Annotated in this window: 16 protein-coding genes; 7 read left to right on the top strand and 9 right to left on the bottom strand. The window is 60.5% G+C overall.

Annotation, left to right across the window (positions count from 1 at the left end):
• Positions 1-40 precede the first annotated feature (40 nt).
• Positions 41-523, bottom strand: a complete 483-nt coding sequence (gene rssC / locus DNJ95_RS06835) for an anti-sigma factor antagonist RssC (protein WP_131183976.1) — start codon at positions 521-523, stop codon at positions 41-43.
• The gene (rssB, locus tag DNJ95_RS06830; RefSeq protein WP_131183975.1) at positions 520-1,704 is read right to left on the bottom strand and encodes a two-component system response regulator RssB; all 1,185 of its coding nucleotides are present in this window, start codon (positions 1,702-1,704) and stop codon (positions 520-522) included. Before rssB ends, rssC begins: the two co-directional genes overlap by 4 nt.
• Before the next feature lie 376 nt (positions 1,705-2,080).
• Here rssB and DNJ95_RS06825 point away from each other — a divergent pair, with 376 nt between their 5' ends.
• Both DNJ95_RS06825 and ppnP read left to right on the top strand, forming a co-directional pair.
• Positions 2,081-2,380 carry a PilZ domain-containing protein gene (locus DNJ95_RS06825; protein ID WP_131183974.1) on the top strand — a complete coding sequence of 100 codons (300 nt, stop codon included), beginning with the start codon at positions 2,081-2,083 and terminating at the stop codon, positions 2,378-2,380.
• Positions 2,381-2,505: 125 nt separating this feature from the next.
• Positions 2,506-2,787, top strand: a complete 282-nt coding sequence (gene ppnP, locus DNJ95_RS06820) for a pyrimidine/purine nucleoside phosphorylase (protein ID WP_131183973.1) — start codon at positions 2,506-2,508, stop codon at positions 2,785-2,787.
• 24 nt (positions 2,788-2,811) lie between these two features.
• Here ppnP and fliS read toward each other — a convergent pair whose 3' ends face one another.
• From fliS to DNJ95_RS06805, 3 genes are read right to left on the bottom strand one after another with little or no spacing between them, the layout of a single operon-like run.
• Complete coding sequence (fliS, locus tag DNJ95_RS06815; protein WP_131183972.1) at positions 2,812-3,192, bottom strand: flagellar export chaperone FliS; 381 nt, start codon at positions 3,190-3,192, stop codon at positions 2,812-2,814.
• A 59-nt stretch (positions 3,193-3,251) separates the two neighbouring features.
• Complete coding sequence (locus tag DNJ95_RS06810; RefSeq protein ID WP_131183971.1) at positions 3,252-3,815, bottom strand: nitroreductase family protein; 564 nt, start codon at positions 3,813-3,815, stop codon at positions 3,252-3,254.
• Between the two features lie 43 nt (positions 3,816-3,858).
• Positions 3,859-4,230: a YkgJ family cysteine cluster protein gene (locus DNJ95_RS06805; RefSeq protein WP_131183970.1), complete on the bottom strand. Its 372-nt coding sequence runs from the start codon at positions 4,228-4,230 to the stop codon at positions 3,859-3,861.
• A 167-nt stretch (positions 4,231-4,397) separates the two neighbouring features.
• Here DNJ95_RS06805 and DNJ95_RS06800 point away from each other — a divergent pair, with 167 nt between their 5' ends.
• The 3 genes from DNJ95_RS06800 (at position 4,398) to DNJ95_RS06790 (ending at position 8,790) form a co-directional block, all read left to right on the top strand.
• Positions 4,398-5,435: an asparaginase gene (locus DNJ95_RS06800; protein ID WP_131183969.1), complete on the top strand. Its 1,038-nt coding sequence runs from the start codon at positions 4,398-4,400 to the stop codon at positions 5,433-5,435.
• 253 nt (positions 5,436-5,688) lie between these two features.
• Positions 5,689-7,140 carry a TrkH family potassium uptake protein gene (locus tag DNJ95_RS06795; protein ID WP_131183968.1) on the top strand — a complete coding sequence of 484 codons (1,452 nt, stop codon included), beginning with the start codon at positions 5,689-5,691 and terminating at the stop codon, positions 7,138-7,140.
• A gap of 273 nt (positions 7,141-7,413) precedes the next feature.
• Positions 7,414-8,790 carry an adenylate/guanylate cyclase domain-containing protein gene (locus DNJ95_RS06790; RefSeq protein WP_131183967.1) on the top strand — a complete coding sequence of 459 codons (1,377 nt, stop codon included), beginning with the start codon at positions 7,414-7,416 and terminating at the stop codon, positions 8,788-8,790.
• Between the two features lie 8 nt (positions 8,791-8,798).
• On the opposite strand, the gene DNJ95_RS06785 is transcribed toward DNJ95_RS06790, so the two are convergent.
• Complete coding sequence (locus DNJ95_RS06785; RefSeq protein WP_131183966.1) at positions 8,799-10,712, bottom strand: ATP-binding cassette domain-containing protein; 1,914 nt, start codon at positions 10,710-10,712, stop codon at positions 8,799-8,801.
• A gap of 299 nt (positions 10,713-11,011) precedes the next feature.
• Here DNJ95_RS06785 and rimO point away from each other — a divergent pair, with 299 nt between their 5' ends.
• Both rimO and DNJ95_RS06775 read left to right on the top strand, forming a co-directional pair.
• Positions 11,012-12,349 (top strand): 30S ribosomal protein S12 methylthiotransferase RimO, encoded by a 1,338-nt coding sequence (gene rimO / locus DNJ95_RS06780; protein WP_131183965.1) that lies wholly within the window; start codon positions 11,012-11,014, stop codon positions 12,347-12,349.
• A 194-nt stretch (positions 12,350-12,543) separates the two neighbouring features.
• The gene (locus DNJ95_RS06775; RefSeq protein WP_131183964.1) at positions 12,544-13,833 is read left to right on the top strand and encodes an OprD family porin; all 1,290 of its coding nucleotides are present in this window, start codon (positions 12,544-12,546) and stop codon (positions 13,831-13,833) included.
• A gap of 232 nt (positions 13,834-14,065) precedes the next feature.
• Here DNJ95_RS06775 and DNJ95_RS06770 read toward each other — a convergent pair whose 3' ends face one another.
• The 3 genes from DNJ95_RS06770 to lon form a co-directional block, all read right to left on the bottom strand.
• Positions 14,066-15,913 (bottom strand): SurA N-terminal domain-containing protein, encoded by a 1,848-nt coding sequence (locus DNJ95_RS06770; RefSeq protein ID WP_131184026.1) that lies wholly within the window; start codon positions 15,911-15,913, stop codon positions 14,066-14,068.
• 167 nt (positions 15,914-16,080) lie between these two features.
• Positions 16,081-16,353 (bottom strand): nucleoid-associated protein HU-beta, encoded by a 273-nt coding sequence (hupB, locus tag DNJ95_RS06765; protein WP_003239952.1) that lies wholly within the window; start codon positions 16,351-16,353, stop codon positions 16,081-16,083.
• A 134-nt stretch (positions 16,354-16,487) separates the two neighbouring features.
• On the bottom strand, positions 16,488-18,884 hold the full coding sequence (lon, locus tag DNJ95_RS06760) for an endopeptidase La (RefSeq protein WP_131183963.1): 2,397 nt from the start codon (positions 18,882-18,884) through the stop codon (positions 16,488-16,490).
• Positions 18,885-18,983 lie beyond the last annotated feature (99 nt).

The following is an 18,983-nucleotide window of genomic DNA, read 5'->3' as shown; positions in this document are numbered from 1 at the left end:
GCGCATGGCGCACCCCGCCTCTACCTCTAATAGGCAGTCGTCAGGAGCGCTCCAGGGCGTTGACCAGATCCTGGAAGGCTTCCCGATTGGACTCGTTGAGCCCCATCAGGATGCGGTGCGCTTCCAGCACCGTGGCCCGGACCACCTCTTCGGACTGATCCTGGCTGGGCAGGTCGGACAGGCAATCGAGGCACGGCAATGGGCTATCGACGATATTGAATACCTGGTCGAAGCCCATCGAATGCAGCAATCGTGTGATGTCCGGGTGCACGGTGACCAGGGTGGGCAGCAAGCCGACCTTCTGCCGCGACAGGATCGAGAGCTTGGCCAGCATGCCGAGGGTGGTGCTGTCGACGCTGCGACTTTCCGTCAGGTCGATGACGATGGAGGAAAAGTTGCTGGAGGAGAAGATCCTGTCGATGGTGTCATCCAGCGCAGAGCAGAGCGTCAGGCGGATTTCACCGATGAACTTGAGGATGAAAGTGCCGTCCAGTTCGGCAAACTGGATCTTACCAGTACTCATGCAAGGTTCCTGCTCAATACCAGCAAGGCAATATCATCGGGCATTCCCTCCAGGCCGGCCAGGCCAAGGGCCTGGCTAAGGCCCTCGAGGGTTCCAGCCGAGCGGGCGACCAGCTCGGGCAGTAGCTGTTCCTTGTCCTTGAGCGTGTCGCCCGGCAGCAGATCGAACACACCATCGGACAGCAAGGTCAGGCTGAAGGCATCGGGCAGTGCCAGCTCGAAGTTCTCGTAGCTGGCATCGGCGAACAGCCCGACGGGCAGGCCACGCCCTTCCAGATAGCGCGCTTCGCCCGCGCTGAAGAGCACCGGCATGGGCAAATGGCCGCCGATACTGTAATGCAGGGTATTGCTGTGCTGGTCGATGATCCCACCCAGCATCGTCACATGCTTGCCGAGCTTGCAGTTGATCAGGCCACGGTTGATATGCTCCAGCACCTCGGAAGGCTTGAACTCGGGCAACACAGGATGACGCCGGAATTCGTAGAGCAGCCGCGTGGTCATGAACTTGAGCAGCACGGTGACGAAGGCCGAAGAAGCGCCATGCCCCGACACATCGGCAAGATAGAAGGCGATGCGGTGCTCATCGACCCGGAGGTAATCGACGAAATCCCCCGAGAGATAGAGCGAGGGAATGATCGTGTGGGCAAAGCTGAAGTCATCCACCACCCATGGGCTTTCAGGCAGCATGTTCATCTGCACCTGACGCCCCGCGTCCTGGTCCTCCTGCAGCAGGTGCAGGCTCGCCTGCAGCTCGCGATTGGCCGTTTCCAGCTGTTCGCGGTAGAGGCGGTTCTCCATTCGCAGGTGAGAGCGTTCCAGAGCGCGACGCACCGAATGCTCGAGCACGGCGAGGTCTTCAAGGGGCTTGATCAGATAGTCGACCGCACCCAGGCGCAGGGCCTCGACCGCATCGTTCATGACACCGGCACCGGAAACCACGATGACCGGCAGCTCGGGCTGGCTCTCGCTGACACGACGAATCAACTCCAGTCCGTCCATCTGCGGCATACGCAGATCACAGAGGATCAGATCGGGGGATGCCGACTCGAACAGTGCCATGCCCCGGGGGCCACTGGCCGCTTGCAGGACATGGAAACCACTGTCTTCCAGATAGGCGGCCAGACTGGCTCTCACCACATCGTCATCATCGATGATCAGCAACGTTGCGCTTGGGTTCTGCATGTCTCTACCAGGCGGAATCCGCCAGGATGATTGGCGAAAACAAAAGGCCGGCGCACAGCGCTGGGCATGGAGCTTTTCAAGGCGCAGACGGTACTCCCATATGTGCGGCGTTTCAACCCATGCCCCCTGACATCAGGACGATCGCGCCATGCTGTTATGCCACCGGCAAGGCGCTTCGATAAAAGCGCTAGAGGCTGGAAAGCTGGACGAAAAAAACCGGTTGCCACGCTCTTTCGTCCAGCCTCGAGCCTTCCAGCGCTCTTTTCGGCTGTTTGCCGTGCATAGCGCGATCGCCCTGCCCCTGACATTCGGCGGCTTTACAGAGCGATTTGACGGAAGTTATAAGGCCTTCTGACTCTCGAAAAAGGAATTGAACATGTCCGGAATAGACCGTCATTACACAGAGAAACGCAACTTCATCAGGATGAACGTGGACTCCCGCGCCACTCTCATCGCGCACGGGCAGCAGTTCGAGGCACACTGCCTGGACCTCTCCAGCACCGGCCTGCAACTGCTGGCCCGCACCGAACTGGACAGCGGAGATGAGGTAGATGTCCTCATTCCCTCGAGCCACCCCGGCCTCAAGGGCCTACAAGTCAAGGCCAGGGTCGTGCGTACGGCACGCCATGACGACGACCGGCAGAGTCTGGGACTGGAGATAATCGCCATGAGCTGAATACCGTCCTCATTGCGAGGCGCTGTCGTCAGTCATTCGTCGTCAATGTCGGCCGCATGGCGCTGATGACGCAACGGAGCCGCTTGGGCATACTAGCCACCCTTTTTCCAACCCAGGGTATGCTCATGTTCAAGGTCAACGAGTATTTTGCCGGTTCCGTCAAATCCATCGCCTTCGAGAGGCCGGAAGGTCAGGCAACCATCGGCGTCATGGCGGCAGGCGATTACGAATTCGGCACCAGCGCACAGGAAATCATGCATGTGATCTCCGGCGAACTGGTCGTAAGGCTGCCCGGCAGCGATACCTGGGAAACCTTCGCTGGCGGCAGCCAGTTCACCGTCCCCGCCAACAGCAAGTTCCAGTTGAAAGTGGCTTCCGACACCGCCTACCTGTGCGAATACCGCTGATCGACCACCCGCCGCTGGCATTGCTTACTGGGCAATGCCATCCCAGCCGCTCTTCACCTTGCGCAGCAGCTCGCTGACTTCATCGAGAATCGAGGGATCGTTCTTCACGTTGGCCTCGGTCAAGCGCTCGGTCATATAGACGTACAGCCGGTCCAGATTGGTCGCCAGCTCGCCACCGGCCTCGAGATCCAGCCCCTGGCGCAGCCCGCCGATGATTCCCAGTGCCTTGCCGATCAGCGTGCCCTTGAGCGGGATATCACCACGCGCCATGGCACCGCGCGCCTGTGCCAGACGTGTCAGCCCACCCTCCATCAGCATCTGGATCAGGCGATGCGGCGTGGCATCGGAAACCTGGGCCTGGACGTTCACCGATTGGTACTGCTTCATGGCGGCCATTGCATACATGGAAATTTCGCTCCATTGAGTCTCGAATACTTCCTCTATCGGCGCCTGTCGCCATAGCTTTAGTCATCTGGCCAGTTTTTGACGAAATCGCCCGGCTCCAGGTGTGGCGCGTTACGTGGCTGCCCCAGTGGCGTTCCGACATAGATGAAGCCGAGAATGCATTCCCCCGCACTCAAACCCAAGCCCTCCTCGACCACCCGCTCGAAAGCCATCTCCCCCGTTCGCCATATCGCCCCCAGCCCCTGGGCATGGGCGGACAATAACAACCCATGGGCGGCGCAGCCCGCCGCCAGCAGTTGTTCCAGTCGCGGAACCTTGGGATGCTCCTGAGGACGGGCAATGACCACTATCACCAGAGGAGCCCTGAGCGGCATATTGCGCGCCTTCTCGAGCGCTTCCGGCGCGGCGCCGGGGCTTTTCGCCAGCACTGCCTCCGCGTAAAGCTCGCCCAGGCGCCGGCGCTCACCAGCGCTGACGGTCAGAAAGCGCCATGGCCGCAACTGCCCATGATCCGGCGCCCGCAAGGCGGCCCGGAACATGCCGTCGAGCTGCTCATCGGTCGGCCCTGGTTCTCCGAGCCGGGCAACGGAAACACGCTCCAGCAACAGTTCATCGGCCTTCATTGATCATTCCTTTCATGGATGGATTCACTATCGAGTACTCGCCTCACGCCACACGGTCCGGGGACAACTGCGGCTGCAGGGGCGGGTCCAGCGGTGGCAGGCCATGGGCCGCTCGTGCCATGTCGCAGTGCGGATTAGGCTGGCCATGCTCCCAGGATGCCTCGAACTCCCGGCAGGTGCTGGAGCGCTGTTCGTATGCCGTACAACGCACGCCACACCCTACATCGCCCATCAGGCTGGTACAACGTGCCGGCTTGCTTTGCGTGCCAAGCATCGCCACATGGAAAGGGGAAACCTGGACAGTCAGATGATCGGGAACGCTGCCACCGGCTGAAATGCACTCCCCCCAGAAAAATGACACACGAAAATACGCGCAGCAGGCGCCGCAGGTAAGACAAGGGTTATTGGTCGACATGGATCGTGAACACTCAGATACCGGAAAGGGTCCGGCGCCGGAACGTCTATTTTATTCATCACGCAAGGCTTGAGAAGATATGCCTCGGACAACCCGATGGCGCCCCTATCCGCCATGCCCCATTCGCCTCGCGGCAACCCGGCCGCACGCCGTAGACAGGAAACCCCATGCAACAGCCTTCATACGTCACAGTGCTTTACACTGGCGGCACCATCGGTATGCAGCAAGGCCCGCAAGGCCTGGCACCGGCCAGCGGCTTCGAACGGCGCATCCGCCAGGCGCAGGCCGGCATGGCTGATCGGACCGGGCTTCCAGAATGGCGCTTCATCGAGCTCTCGCCCCCTATCGATAGCGCCAATATGCAACAGGCCAACTGGCTGGCCATGCGCGACAGCATCGTCGATGAAGCCAGCCGCGGGGAATGCATGGGCATCCTGCTGCTACATGGCACCGATACACTGGCCTATACGGCGGCGGCGCTGTCTTTCCTGTTGATCGGCCTGCCGATTCCGGTGTTGCTCAGCGGCTCCATGCTGCCCGCCGGGGTCGAGGGCAGCGATGCCTGGGACAACCTGTTCGGCGCCCTGCGCGTGTTGCAACGCGGCATCCCGGAAGAATGCCTGGCCGCCGAGACGGTACCCGGCGTGCACCTGTACTTCGCCGGAAAATTGCTGCCGGGAACGGGTGCCACCAAGTTCCACAGCGAGGCCCGCGAAGCCTTCCAGGTATTACCGCGCACGACGAAACGGCCAGTCCTCGACGCCTGGCCTGCACGGCTGGATTATCGCCAACGGCGGGCAACGGTCGGCCTTGCCGTCCTGCCGGTCTATCCGGGCCTGCAGGCGGCCCAGTTGCAGGCGGTACTCGGCGAAGGTGTGCGGGGCCTGGTGCTGGAGTGCTACGGCAGTGGCACCGGCCCGGGGGATGACGAAGCCTGGCTGCGCGTACTACGCGAGGCTCACGACCGGGGCGTGGTGCTGCTCGCCATCAGTCAGTGTCCTAGCGGCAGCGTGACCCTCGAAACCTACGCGGCAGGCAGCCGCCTGCAACAGGCCGGCCTGGTGTCCGGCTACGGCATGACCCGCGAGGCCGCGCTGGGCAAGCTGTTCGCCCTGCTGGGCTGCGGTTTGTCGCAGGCCGAAGTGGAATACTGGCTGCCTCGCAGCCTTTGCGGGGAGGCAGCCGGGCCCGCTCGGCAAGGATAGAGCGACGGCCACCAGAGCGATTGCGCGATACCGTTACTCATGCAAGTGTCTCGATAAAGGCGCTGGAGGCTGGAAAGCTGGACGAAAAACATCGGTTGCCACGCTCTTTCGTCCAGCCTCGAGCTTTCCAGCGCTGTTTTCGGCTGTTTGCCGTGCATAGCGCGATCGCCCTGCGCGAGTCCTGGCCACTGGCTCTCATCAGCGGACAAAACCGGTAGAATGTGCGCCCGTTCCAGCGCCAGGCACCAAGACAATGGCTTTGCCGACACTACGTATCATCGGCTTCATCCTTGGCATTTTCCTGATAACCCTGGCCATCAGCATGGTCATCCCCATGCTGACCCTGTGGAGCTTCGAGCGTAACGACGATATCCAGGCGTTCATCTGGGGCAGCCTCATCACCATGGGCTGTGGCATCGCACTGGTCGCACCGGGGCGCCCGGCGAACGCACAACTGCGCCCCCGTGACATGTACTTCCTGACCACGCTCAGTTGGCTGACCGTCTGCTGCTTCGCCGCCCTGCCGATGATGCTGATCCACCACATCAGCTACGCCGACGCCTTCTTCGAGACCATGTCCGGCATCACCACCACCGGCGCCACCATTCTGGTCGGCCTGGATCATGCCTCGCCCGGGCTGCTGATGTGGCGCTCACTGCTGCACTGGCTCGGCGGTATCGGTTTCATCGGCATGGCCGTGGCGATCCTGCCATTGCTGCGCGTCGGCGGCATGCGCCTGTTCCAGACGGAATCCTCCGACTGGTCGGAAAAAGTCATGCCCCGCTCGCATATGGCGGCGAAGTATTTCGTGGCCATCTACGTCTTCTTCACCCTGCTGGCCACCCTGGCATTCTGGCTGGCCGGCATGAGCCCGTTCGATGCGATCAACCACGCCATGTCGTCGGTCGCCACCGGCGGTTTTTCCACCTCGGACGCCTCGTTGGGCAAGTTCAGCCCGGCCTCGCACTGGATCGCCGTAATCTTCATGATCCTCGGTAGCCTGCCTTTCGCCCTTTACGTCGCCACCCTGCGCGGGCATACCAACGCCCTGGTCAAGGACCAACAGGTCAGGGGCTTTCTCAGGATCCTGCTGCTGACCAGCCTGTTGTTCACCCTGTGGTACTGGCTCAAGCACGATGACGACCTGCTCGATTCGTTGCGCGTGGTGACCTTCAGCGTCGTTTCGGTAGTGACCACCACGGGCTTCGCCGTGGTCGACTACAACCAGTGGGGCGGCTTTGCCGTGATGATCTTCTTCTACCTGATGTTCCTCGGCGGCTGCTCGGGCTCGACCACCGGGGGCCTGAAGATATTCCGCTTCCAGGTCGCCTATGCCCTGCTCTGGGCCAGCCTCAAGCAGATGGTGCACCCGCGCGCGGTCATCCGTCAGCAATACAACGGGCACAATCTGGACGAAGAGATCGTCCGCTCGATCCTGACCTTTTCCTTCTTCTTCACCACCACCATCGCACTCCTGGCCTTGTGCCTGGCCATGCTCGGCCTCGATTTCATCACCGCGCTGACCGCGGCCGCCTCGGCCGTCTGCAACCTCGGCCCGGGTCTGGGCCCGATCATCGGCCCGGTCGGCAACTACGCCTCACTGCCGGAAACGGCCAAATGGCTATTGTCGCTCGGCATGCTGCTGGGGCGCCTGGAGATCATCACCGTGCTGGTGGTACTGACTCCGGCATTCTGGCGGCATTAGGGGAGTTCCATTACGAACCCCGCCCTGCCGCATATGAAACGGGGGCAATTCCACCCCTTTGAGCGGCAAAAACGGAACTTCTTCTCAAAACCAAAGATTCCTCGGCGTCACGGATTGGCGCCCCCCCATGCCTTGGCTATGATCGAATAGCAATGTGCCACAAGCTATGGGAGAACAGCGACAGCCCGTAAACTGAGCCATCCCCCGAAGCCATCCCGGCATCAATGCCATAACCCATGGACAGGTTTTCGGAGCAGGGGGCTCGATCACTACATGACATCCGCCATCAGCGAACAGCGCCCCACTCCAGCATCGCGACCCTCCCACACCTACCACGCACGCACCCTGGCCTATGCCGGCATCGGAGCGATACTGGCAACAGGCGTCCATGGCCATGCATTCTCGCCGGACCTGCTGTGGATGCTGCCTTACCTGATGATCTACCCGCACTTCGCACAGGCACTGGACAGTTTTTTCAGACGCAGGTACCCCAGTGCAATCAAACGAACGCTCCTGCTCGTCGATGCCATGCACAATGGCGCCTTCATCGCACTATCCGGGCTCAGCCTGGCCCCCTACCTGATGCTCCTGCTGTCAGTGGGGGCCACCGCCTTCATCATCGACCGGCTTAACTATCTGCCCCTGACACTACCGCTCCTGAACGTGGCGGCGCTGCTCTACCTCGTGTTGCTGCCACTGGAGTCGACAGGCCCATATTCATTGGTGCTCGACCTGTCCGGCATCGTCGGCATGGCCCTGTATGCCTGCGTCAACGCCTGCCATATGCACCGGCAAGGCCTCCATCTGGCCCAGTCGCATGCCGAAATGGAGGCCATGCAGAGCAGGATCATATGCCTGGCCAGATACCTGTCACCCCAGATCAGTGAGTCGATATTCAGCGGTAAACACCACACCCGCGAGGAAACCCGCCGCAGCAAACTGACGGTGTTCTTTTCCGATATCAAGGGATTCAGCGAGTTGTCGGAAGAGCTGGAAGCGGAAGCATTGACCGATATGCTCAACCAGTATCTCGACGAAATGTCGAAGATAGCCCTTGAACACGGGGGCACCATCGACAAGTTCGTCGGCGACTGCATCATGGTCTTCTTCGGCGACCCGTCCAGCAACGGTACCAGGGCGGACGCCATCTCCGCGGTATCCATGGCCATTGCCATGCGCAAGCGCATGAGCGCGCTGCGCAGGCAGTGGCGTATCCGCGGCATGGACTGCCCGCTGGAAGTCCGCATGGGTATCCACACCGGCTATTGCAGTGTCGGCAACTTCGGTACGGAGGCCCGCATGGACTACACCATCATCGGCCGTGAAGTGAACCTGGCCAGCCGCCTGGAAAACGCGGCCGAAGCGGGAGAAATCCTGATATCCCACAAGACCTACGCACTGATCAGGAAGGTCATCATGTGCCACAGCAGGGGGCCCATCAGTGGCAAGGGGCTGTCCCGCCAGATCCAGGCCTATCAGGTCATCGACCTGTACCGCGAGCTGGGTGCCCACAACGGTTTCGTCGAGCACGACATGCCTGGCTTCTCCATGTACCTCGACACCAATGATGTACGGATTCGCGATCGCGAACGCATCATCACGGCTTTGCAACAGGCCGCCAGCAAGCTGCAGGGCCTGAAGCGAACGTAGGGTGTTACTCAGCCCTCCAGCTCGGTCCAGCGTTCCAGCAGCGCATCCAGCTCACCTTGCAGTCGCTCCAGGCGGGCCAGCACCTCGGCGGTGACAGCGGGTGCCTGCTGATAGAAGGTCGGTGCGGAAATTTCCCGCTGCAGCGCCGCCATGCTCTCTTCATGCGCTTCGATCTGCGCGGGCAAGGCTTCCAGCTCACGCTGCAACTTGTAGCTGAGCTTCTTCTTCGGCGCCTCCGCCGGCACTGCCACAGGCTCCGGCTGGCCGCTTGTTTCCAGCGCACCGGCATTGGCTTGCGCCTTCTCTTCGGCAGCCCCGAGCAGCTTGATCGTGCCACCCTGGCGCAGCCAGTCCTGGTAGCCGCCAACATATTCGCGGACCCGGCCATTGCCTTCGAATACCAGCGTGCTGGTCACCACGTTATCGAGGAATGCCCGGTCGTGGCTGACGATGAGTACCGTGCCCTGGAACTCCAGCAGTACCTCTTCCAGCAGTTCCAGGGTTTCCACATCCAGGTCGTTGGTCGGTTCGTCCAGCACCAGCAGATTGGCCGGCTTGCTGAACAGCTTGGCCAGCAACAGGCGGGCGCGCTCACCGCCCGAGAGCGCCTTGACCGGTGTACGCGCACGTTGCGGGCTAAAGAGAAAATCACCCAGATAGCTGAGCACATGCCTGCTCTGGCCATCGATGCTGATAAAGTCACGGCCCTCGGCCAGGTTGTCGACCACGGTCTTTTCCAGGTCCAGTTGGTGGCGCAACTGGTCGAAGTAGGCGACTTCCAGCTTGGTGCCCGTTTCCATGCTGCCGCTGTCGGGCTGCAATTCGCCCAGCAACAGCTTGAGCAAGGTGGTCTTGCCGGTGCCATTGGCGCCCAGCAGGCCGACCCGGTCGCCACGTTGCAGCACCATGGAAAAGTCCCGGATCAGCGGCGGCTTTCCTGCGCCATGGGCGAAGGAAACATGCTCGGCGACGATCACCTGCTTGCCCGACTTGCTCGCGGCATCCAACTGTATATTGACCTTGCCCTGGCGCTCCCGACGCTCGCTACGCTCGGCACGCAGTGCCTTCAGCGCACGCACCCGGCCCTCGTTGCGGGTGCGCCGCGCCTTGATACCCTGGCGTATCCAGACCTCTTCCTGGGCGAGCTTCTTGTCGAACAGCGCGTTGGCGGTTTCCTCCGCGGCCAGTTGCTGCTCCTTGTGCACGAGAAAACTGGCGTAATCGCCATTCCAGTCGATCAGGTGCCCGCGATCCAGTTCCAGGATGCGGGTGGCCAGGTTCTGCAGGAATGCCCGGTCGTGGGTGATGAACAGTACGGCGCCGTTGAAACCCAGCAAGGCTTCCTCGAGCCAGGCGATGGCACCGATATCCAGATGGTTGGTCGGCTCGTCCAGCAACAGCAGGTCGGGCTCGGAAACCAACGCCTGGGCCAACAGCACGCGCCGCCGCCAGCCACCGGACAATTCGGCAAGCGTCTTGTCGGCAGGCAACTGCAGACGGCTCAGGGTGCTTTCCACCAGTTGCTGCAGACGCCAGCCATCCTTCGCTTCCAGTGCCTGCTGCACATGCATGAGCTTGTTCAGGTCTTCATCGTCGCGGATGTTCTGGCTCAGATGATGATAGTCGGCCAGCAACTGGCCAACGCCATCCAGCCCCTCCGCCACCACGTCGAATACCGTACGCTCGTCGGCACGCGGCAATTCCTGCGGCAACTCACCGATCTTCAGGCCGGGGGCACGCCAGATTTCACCGTCATCCGCCGCCTGCTCACCCTTGACCAGACGCAGCATGCTGGATTTACCGGTGCCGTTGCGACCGATGATACAGACACGCTCGCCTCGCGCGATCTGCCAGGACACGCCGTCGAGCAGCGGCATGGCGCCATAGGCAAGGGATACATCGGTGAACTTGAGCAGCGTCATGACTACCTCCGTAAAACTGGTCGCGCAGTCTAGCAGCTAACGACACGACACAAGCAGCCTTGCTCTCGGCCGACAGGGCGATTGCGCCATACCGTTATTCACCGGAGAGGGGCTTCGACAAAGCTGCAGGCTGACAACACCAGTTACCACGCGCTTTCGTCCAGCCTCGAGCCTTCCAGCGCTGTTTTCGGCGCTTTGCCATGCATAGCGCGATCGCCCTGAAGCACCTTGCCCGTGGATCGCGACCATTCATAAACATCTGTATACTCGCGCGCGATTTTTCTACCCGTGATCCAGCCATGACTATTCAGAAAGAGAGCAAAGCTCCGAGCGTAGGGTTTATTTCCCTTGGTTGCCCCAAGGCCCTGGTCGACTCCGAACGCATCCTCACCCAGTTGCGCATGGAAGGCTACAGCGTCGTCCCGACCTACCAGGACGCCGATGTGGTGGTCGTCAATACCTGTGGCTTCATCGACAGCGCCAAGGCCGAATCCCTGGATGCCATCGGTGAAGCGATCGCCGAGAATGGCCGGGTGATCGTTACCGGCTGTATGGGCGTCGAGGAAGGCAGCATCCGCGAGACGCATCCCAACGTGCTGGCCGTGACCGGCCCCCAGCAGTACGAACAAGTGGTCAATGCCGTGCACGAGGTGGTGCCGCCGAAGCTCGACCACAACCCGCTGGTCGACCTGATTCCGCCTCAGGGTATAAAGCTGACGCCCCGCCATTACGCCTACCTGAAGATATCCGAGGGCTGCAACCACAGTTGCAGCTTCTGCATCATCCCCTCGATGCGCGGCAAACTGGCCAGCCGCCCGGTCAGCGATGTACTCAGTGAAGCCGAACGCCTGGTCAAGGCCGGCGTCAAGGAGCTGCTGGTGATTTCCCAGGACACCAGCGCCTACGGCGTCGACCTCAAGTACAAGACCGACTTCTGGAACGGCCAGCCGGTCAAGACCCGTATGCTCGAGCTGTGCCAGGCCCTGTCGAGCATGGGCGTATGGGTGCGCCTGCACTATGTCTACCCCTACCCCAACGTCGATGACGTGATCCCGCTGATGGCCGCCGGTAAGCTACTGCCGTATCTGGATATCCCATTTCAGCATGCCAGCCCGAAAGTCCTCAAGGCCATGAAGCGCCCCGCCTTCGAAGACAAGACCCTCGCCCGCATCAAGCACTGGCGCGAGCGTTGCCCCGAGCTGACCATCCGCTCCACCTTCATCGTCGGCTTCCCCGGCGAGACCGAGGAAGACTTCCAGTACCTGCTCGACTGGCTGAGCGAAGCCCGGCTCGACCGCGTCGGCTGCTTCCAGTACTCCCCGGTGGACGGTGCCCCGGCCAATGAACTGGGGCTTGAGGCTGTGCCGGACGACATCAAGCAGGAACGCTGGGAGCGCTTCATGGCCCACCAGCAGGCCATCAGCGCCGCCCGCCTGCAACAGCGGATCGGCCAGGAAATCGAAGTGCTGGTCGATGAAGTCGATGAGGAAGGCGCCATCGGCCGCTCATGGGCCGATGCGCCGGAAATCGACGGAAATGTCTATCTCGACAGCCAGCGGCCGCTGAAGCCCGGCGACAAGGTCCGTGCCCGCGTCACTCATGCGGATGAGTACGATCTATGGGCCGAGGCGCTGTGAATCATCGCGGATACGGTTTTCCTGCCGGCCTGGGAAGTTCCCGGAGAAAGCCCATAAGCCCTTTTACTTATAAGGATCAAAGACTAAAGTCTAAGGGCTGAAATCGCACTGTAATGTTTTAGTGCATAGGCCGTTTGTAAAGCACAAAAACAAAGCAGCAATCAGAGCATCACCCATACGAGGAGAAATAAGAAATGCTCAAGACTCCAATTGCACGGGGTGTGGCCCTGGCCTCCCTGGGAGCGACCCTGGCCATCCCTTCGCTGTCTCAGGCAGCCTTCATCGACGATAGCAAAGCCAGCCTGGAACTTCGTAACTTCTACTTCAACCGTGATTTCCGTGATGGCGGAACCCCTGGTAACCGCCAGTCCAAGCAAGACGAGTGGGCCCAAGGCTTCCTGCTGCGCTACGAATCCGGCTTCACCGAAGGCACCGTCGGTTTCGGCGTGGATGCCATCGGCCTGCTCGGCGTACAACTGAACTCGGGGGGCGGCACTGGTGGTACCGGCCTGCTGCCGGGTGGCTACCAAAATGATGCTCCGGACGAGTACTCCGAATTCGGCCTGACTGCCAAGGCCAAGCTGTCCAATACCGTACTGAAAATCGGTAGCCTGCAATTCAAGAACCCCGCACTGGGTACCAGCGACAGCCGCCTGCTGCCGCAACTGATGCAAGGCGCTCAACTGGTTTCCAAGGAAATCGATGGCCTGACCCTCGACCTGGGTTATGCGAACCGCACCAACCTGCGCAACTCCAGCAATCATGAAGTGATGACCGTGCAGACTGGTGGTCGCCGCGGTATCACGGTGAATGGCGGCGCTAACGAGTCCGACGACTTCCGCTACCTGGGTGGCAGCTACTCCATCACCAAGGACCTGACCGCGACTTACTACTACAGCAAGCTGGAAGATCTCTACAAACAGCACTCCACCAACCTGGTGCATGTCCTGCCCCTGGGTGAAGGACAGTCACTGAAGACCGACCTGCGTTACGCGCGCTCCAAGGATGATGGCCGCACCAATATCGACAACAAGGCATTGGGCGCCATGGTCACCTACTCCCTGAGCGGCCATAGCTTCGGCCTCGGCTACCAGAAGATGAGCGGTGATACCGGCTTTGCCTACGTGGGCGGCTCGACCGACCCCTTCCTGGTCAACTACGTACAGATCAACGACTTCGCCAACAAGGACGAGAAGTCCTGGCAGGCTCGTTATGACTTCAACTTCGCATCTGTCGGCATCCCTGGCCTGACCTTCATGACGCGCTACCTGAGCGGTGACAATATCGACCAGGGTGCCAACGCCCCCGAAGGCAAGGAATGGGAACGCAATACTGATATCGCCTATACCATTCAGGACGGCACCTTCAAGAACCTGAACATCCGCTGGCGCAACGCAACGGTGCGTAACAACAACTACTCCGCAACCAGCCGGGATATCGACGAGAACCGCTTGATCGTCAGCTACACCATCCCCCTGCTGTAAGTGCCCTGCCACCATCGCGGCTCTGCCGCGTAATAAAACACCCCGCTCATCCGGGGTGTTTTATTTTGTAAGCGCTATCGCGGCCTTCGCGTCCGGCGGCGCTCCATATCCGTCGGTATATGGGGCCGCTCAACCTGCATCGTAGGCACGGTGAGTTTCCCACGCTCCGGTCACGAAGCAATAAAAAGCCCGGCCCCATTCAGGGCCGGGCTTTTTATTGCGGCAGCGGAGCTTATAGCTTCTCTATCTTGGCCTTTCCTTGCTGGTAATCCCGATAGGCAGCGAAGTCCAACTGACCGGCCCTCGAAGCCAGGAAGCGCCGATAACTCAGTTTATCCTCATCGCTCAACGCTTCTTCGGGCTCACTGACACCATCAAGACGCAGTACCACATAATCGCCGTTCACCAGAGTGAGGCCGGTATAGCTTGGGACATCCGTCGGCTTTGGCATACGGAACACAGCCTGTAGTAGCGCCGGTGCCACGCTGTCTTGCGCGCGCGTCGCCGCCTCGACAACACTCCATTGGCCCTTGATCTCTCCAGACTTGGCTTGTGCCAGTAGCAGCTTGCCTTCACTGGACGCCTTTTCCGCAGCCTTTTCCTGGCGCAACTGAAGGGCGATGGTATCCCTGACCTTCTCCAGGGGCAGCGTCTCCGGTTGCAGGTGTTCTTTCGCGCGCAGGACGATGGAGGTATCCGGATCGAGCTCGATGATGCCGCTGTTGGCGCCATCCACCAGCACCTCTTCACTGAACGCGGCTTGCAGCACCTGCCGGTTGGAGGTAATCCCCTCGCCGCCTTCACGCCCGAACGCAGGTGTCGTATTGACGTTCAACCCCAGCTCCTGGCCCGGCTGTGCAAGGTCGGCAGCCTCGAAGGCGGAGTCTTCGAGCTGCTTGCCAGCCTCGACGAAACGCTGCTCGACCTGGCGTGCTTTCACTTCGCGCTCCAACTCTGGACGAAGGCTGTCGAAGTCCGGGACCACCGGGGACTGAACGCCCAGCAGCTTGATCAGGTGCCAGCCGAACTCGGACTCGACCGGAGCGGAAACCTGGTTCTCCTGCAAGGCATAGAGCGCCTCTTCGAACGCCGGATCGTAGACGCCCTTGCCAGCGAAACCGAGATCGCCGCCGTCCACCGCGGAGCCACTATCCTCGGAAAACTCCTTGGCCAGTACCGCGAAGTCCTCACCAGCATTCAAGCGTGCGGCAATCTCGTCGATGCGTGCCTTGGCCTGCGCCTCGCTATGATCCCCGCCGACTTCGATCAGGATATGAGCGGCACGACGCTGTTCGGCCAGATTGGCAATCTGCTTCTGATAGAGTTCCTGTAGCTCTTCCTCGGAAGCCTCGACCTGGTCGAAGAAGGATTCCTTGCGAAGTTCGAGATATTCCACGACGACCTGCTCGGGGGAACGAAAACGCTCAGTATTGGCATTGTAATAGGCCGCGATATCGTCATCGGAAACCTGCACTTCATCGGGATTGGCCTTGACAGTGATACTGGCGAAGTCACGTGTCTGCTGCTCGAGACGCGCGAAATCCGCCACCTGCCGGTCGGTGACGAAGCTCGTACCGGAAATGCCCGCACGCAATTGCCCGATCAGCAGTTCCTGCTCGAGTAAGTGACGGAACTGCAAGCGGTTGTAGCCCATCTGCTGAATGACCTGATCGAATCGAGCGGCATTGAATACACCGTCGACCTGGAATTCAGGCGTCTGCAGAATCAATTGGTCCAGAGCCGCCTGGGAAAAGGCGAAACCTGCGTCCACGGTACTTTGCAGCAGTACCTGGCGCTCGATCAGCCCGGCCAGGGCGGACTCGCGCAACAGCCGGTCATCGAGCAGGGAAGCATCGAAGTCACGCCCGAACTGCTGGACCAGTTGCCGGCGCTGCATGTTCACAGCCTGCTCCAGCTCCGCCTGGCTGATCTTCTCGCCATTCACTTCTGCCACATCGCGGCTGTTTCCGGTCGAGTTGAAGATAGCCTCAACACCGGTCAGCGCCAACAGCACCACAATGATTCCGATGATGGTCTTGGCAATCCAGCCTTGAGAATTATCCCTGATGTTTTGAAGCATGCATCCCCCGGGTGGCTGCGTAATACGACGAGCAGCGCAGGTGAGTCCAGATAAAAGAAAGGCGCATCCATGGATGCGCCCTCTCGGAACTTTCAAAGCGACCATTACGCGAGGATGGAATCTCCGGCGAAGGCGCCTCTACAGGCCAGAGCCAGGATCGAAGACGCTTAGTTGACTGCGTCCTTGAGTGCCTTGCCGGCCTTGAAGCCCGGGATCTTGGCAGCAGCGATGCTGATCGGCTTGCCAGTCTGAGGATTGCGGCCAGTGCGGGCAGCGCGTTCCTTGACGGCGAAAGTACCAAAACCAACCAAAACGACAGAGTCGCCAGCCTTCAGAGCACCGGTGACGGATTCGATCACTGCATCCAGCGCACGGCCAGCTACAGCTTTCGGGATATCAGCAGATGCAGCGATGGCATCAATCAGTTCCGATTTATTCACTCTTGAATCCCCTTGAATATTCTATGGAGTCGTATCTTCGATTTTTCGGGTGTAAGCAAAGCGATGCTGGGACGCTGCCGACAAGGGGCCGTTTATATCAAGGCGCCCAAAATTTTGTCAATCATGCCCACGGACTAATGCGTGCTGATCCTCTCCTTGGAGTCTACCTCGCGCTTTTCTTCCGTTGCAACAATCTCTGGAGCCGCATCAGACAAGGGCTCCGGCGCGTATTGCAACGCAATTTGCAGGACCTCGTCAATCCACTTGACCGGTTTAATCTGCAAGTCCTGCTTAATATTCTCGGGAATTTCCTTCAGATCTCGCTGGTTCTCTTCCGGGATGATGACAGTCTTTATTCCTCCGCGATGGGCTGCCAGCAACTTCTCCTTCAGCCCACCGATCGCCAGCACCTGCCCACGCAGGGTGATTTCCCCGGTCATGGCCACATCGGCGCGGACCGGAATCTGCGTCAGCGCCGAAACCAGCGCCGTGCACATGCCAATACCGGCACTCGGGCCATCCTTGGGCGTGGCCCCCTCGGGCACGTGGATATGGACATCCTGCTTCTCATGGAATTCCGCTTCCAGGCCGAGGCTGCGGGCGCGGCTGCGCACCACCGTCATCGCCGCGGTGATAGATTCGCCCATGACATCGCCAAGCGAGCCGGTCTTGGTCAGGCGCCCCTTGCCTGGCATCGCGGCCGCCTCGATCGTCAGCAACTCGCCACCGACCTGCGTCCATGCCAGCCCGGTCACCTGGCCGACCTGGTCCTGTTGCTCGGCCAGGCCGTAGCGGAACTTGCGCACGCCCAGGTATTGCTCCAGGTTTTCCGTATCGATACGCAGGCTGACCTTCTTCTGTGCAACATGCTCCTTGACGACCTTGCGGCAGACCTTCGCCAACTGCCGCTCCAGGCTGCGCACACCGGCCTCGCGGGTGTAGTAGCGAATGATATCGCGCAGGGCCGACTCATCGAAGGTCAGCTCGGCGGCCTTCAGGCCATTGGCCGCGACCTGCTTGGGTACCAGATAACGAGTGGCGATATTGATCTTCTCGTCCTCGGTATAGCCAGGCAGGCGTATGACCTCCATGCGGTCCAGCAATGGCGCGGGGATATTCATCGAGTTGGCGGTACAGAGGAACATCACCTCGGACAGGTCGTAATCGACCTCCATATAGTGGTCGTTGAAACTGTGATTCTGCTCCGGGTCCAGCACCTCGAGCAGGGCGGATGCGGGATCGCCCCGCATGTCGTTGCCCATCTTGTCGATTTCATCGAGCAGGAACAATGGATTGCGCACCCCGACCTTGCTCATGCGCTGGATCAGGCGCCCCGGCATCGAGCCGATATAGGTACGCCGATGCCCGCGGATCTCCGCTTCGTCACGTACGCCACCCAAGGCCATGCGGATGAACTTGCGGTTGGTCGAACGGGCGATCGACTCGGCCAGCGAGGTCTTGCCGACACCGGGAGGGCCAACCAGACAGAGCACGGGCCCCTTGAGCTTCTTCACGCGCTTCTGTACCGCGAGGTATTCGAGGATGCGCTGCTTGACCTCTTCGAGGCCATAGTGATCGGCATCCAGCACCTCCTCCGCCTTGGCCAGATCGAGACGAACCTTGCTGACCGCCTTCCAGGGCACATTGACCAACCAATCGATATAGGAGCGGACCACGGTCGCCTCGGCGGACATCGGCGACATCTGCTTGAGCTTGTTCAGCTCGGCCATCGCCTTCGTCTGTGCGTCCTTGCTCATTCCGGCGGCATCGATACGCTTCTTCAGGTCATCGATTTCATTGTGCCCTTCGTCGAGGTCGCCCAACTCCTTCTGGATGGCCTTCATCTGCTCGTTCAGGTAGTACTCGCGCTGGCTGCGCTCCATCTGCTTCTTGACGCGCCCACGAATACGCTTCTCCACCTGCAGCAAGTCGAGCTCGGCATCCAGCAGGGCCAACACATGCTCGACACGCGCCGGCAACTCGGCCACTTCCAGGATCGCCTGCTTCTGCTCGATCTTGAGCGTCATATGCGCGGCCATGGTATCGACCAGGCGCGCCGGATCGTCGATCGAGGAAAGGGACGTCAATACCTCCGCCGGCACCTTCTTGCCCAGTTGCACATACTGCTCGAACTGGCCGAGCAGGGTCCGCGCGAAGACTTCGGCCTCTTTCTCGCTGACCTCGACCTCATCGAGCAACTGCACCTCCGCACGATGATGGGAGGCGTCGGCGACGAAGTCCTCGATCCGGCCACGCTGCTCGCCCTCGACCAGGACCTTGACCGTCCCGTCGGGCAGCTTGAGCAACTGCAGAATAGTGGCGACCGTACCCACCCGGTAGAGTGCATCCTCGCCCGGATCGTCATCCGCAGGGTTCTTCTGCGCGATCAGCAGAATCTGCTTTTCACTTGCCATCGCCGCCTCCAGGGCTTCGATGGATTTCTCACGCCCAACGAACAGCGGTATCACCATATGCGGGTAGACCACGACATCACGCAGCGGCAAAAGGGGCAATTCGATGGTTGTTTTCATAATTGAGCTCTACGACGGCGATGAACGGGCAAGGCTGATACGCATTGACGAACCCTTAACATGAGGGTGTGTCGTGCAAAAAACAAGGATGAAAAGATA

The organism is Stutzerimonas kirkiae (assembly GCF_004327335.1).
GTDB lineage: Bacteria > Pseudomonadota > Gammaproteobacteria > Pseudomonadales > Pseudomonadaceae > Stutzerimonas > Stutzerimonas kirkiae.
The sequence above is the reverse complement of the archived record's forward strand: the minus strand, read 5'-3'. Positions and strand labels throughout refer to the sequence as shown.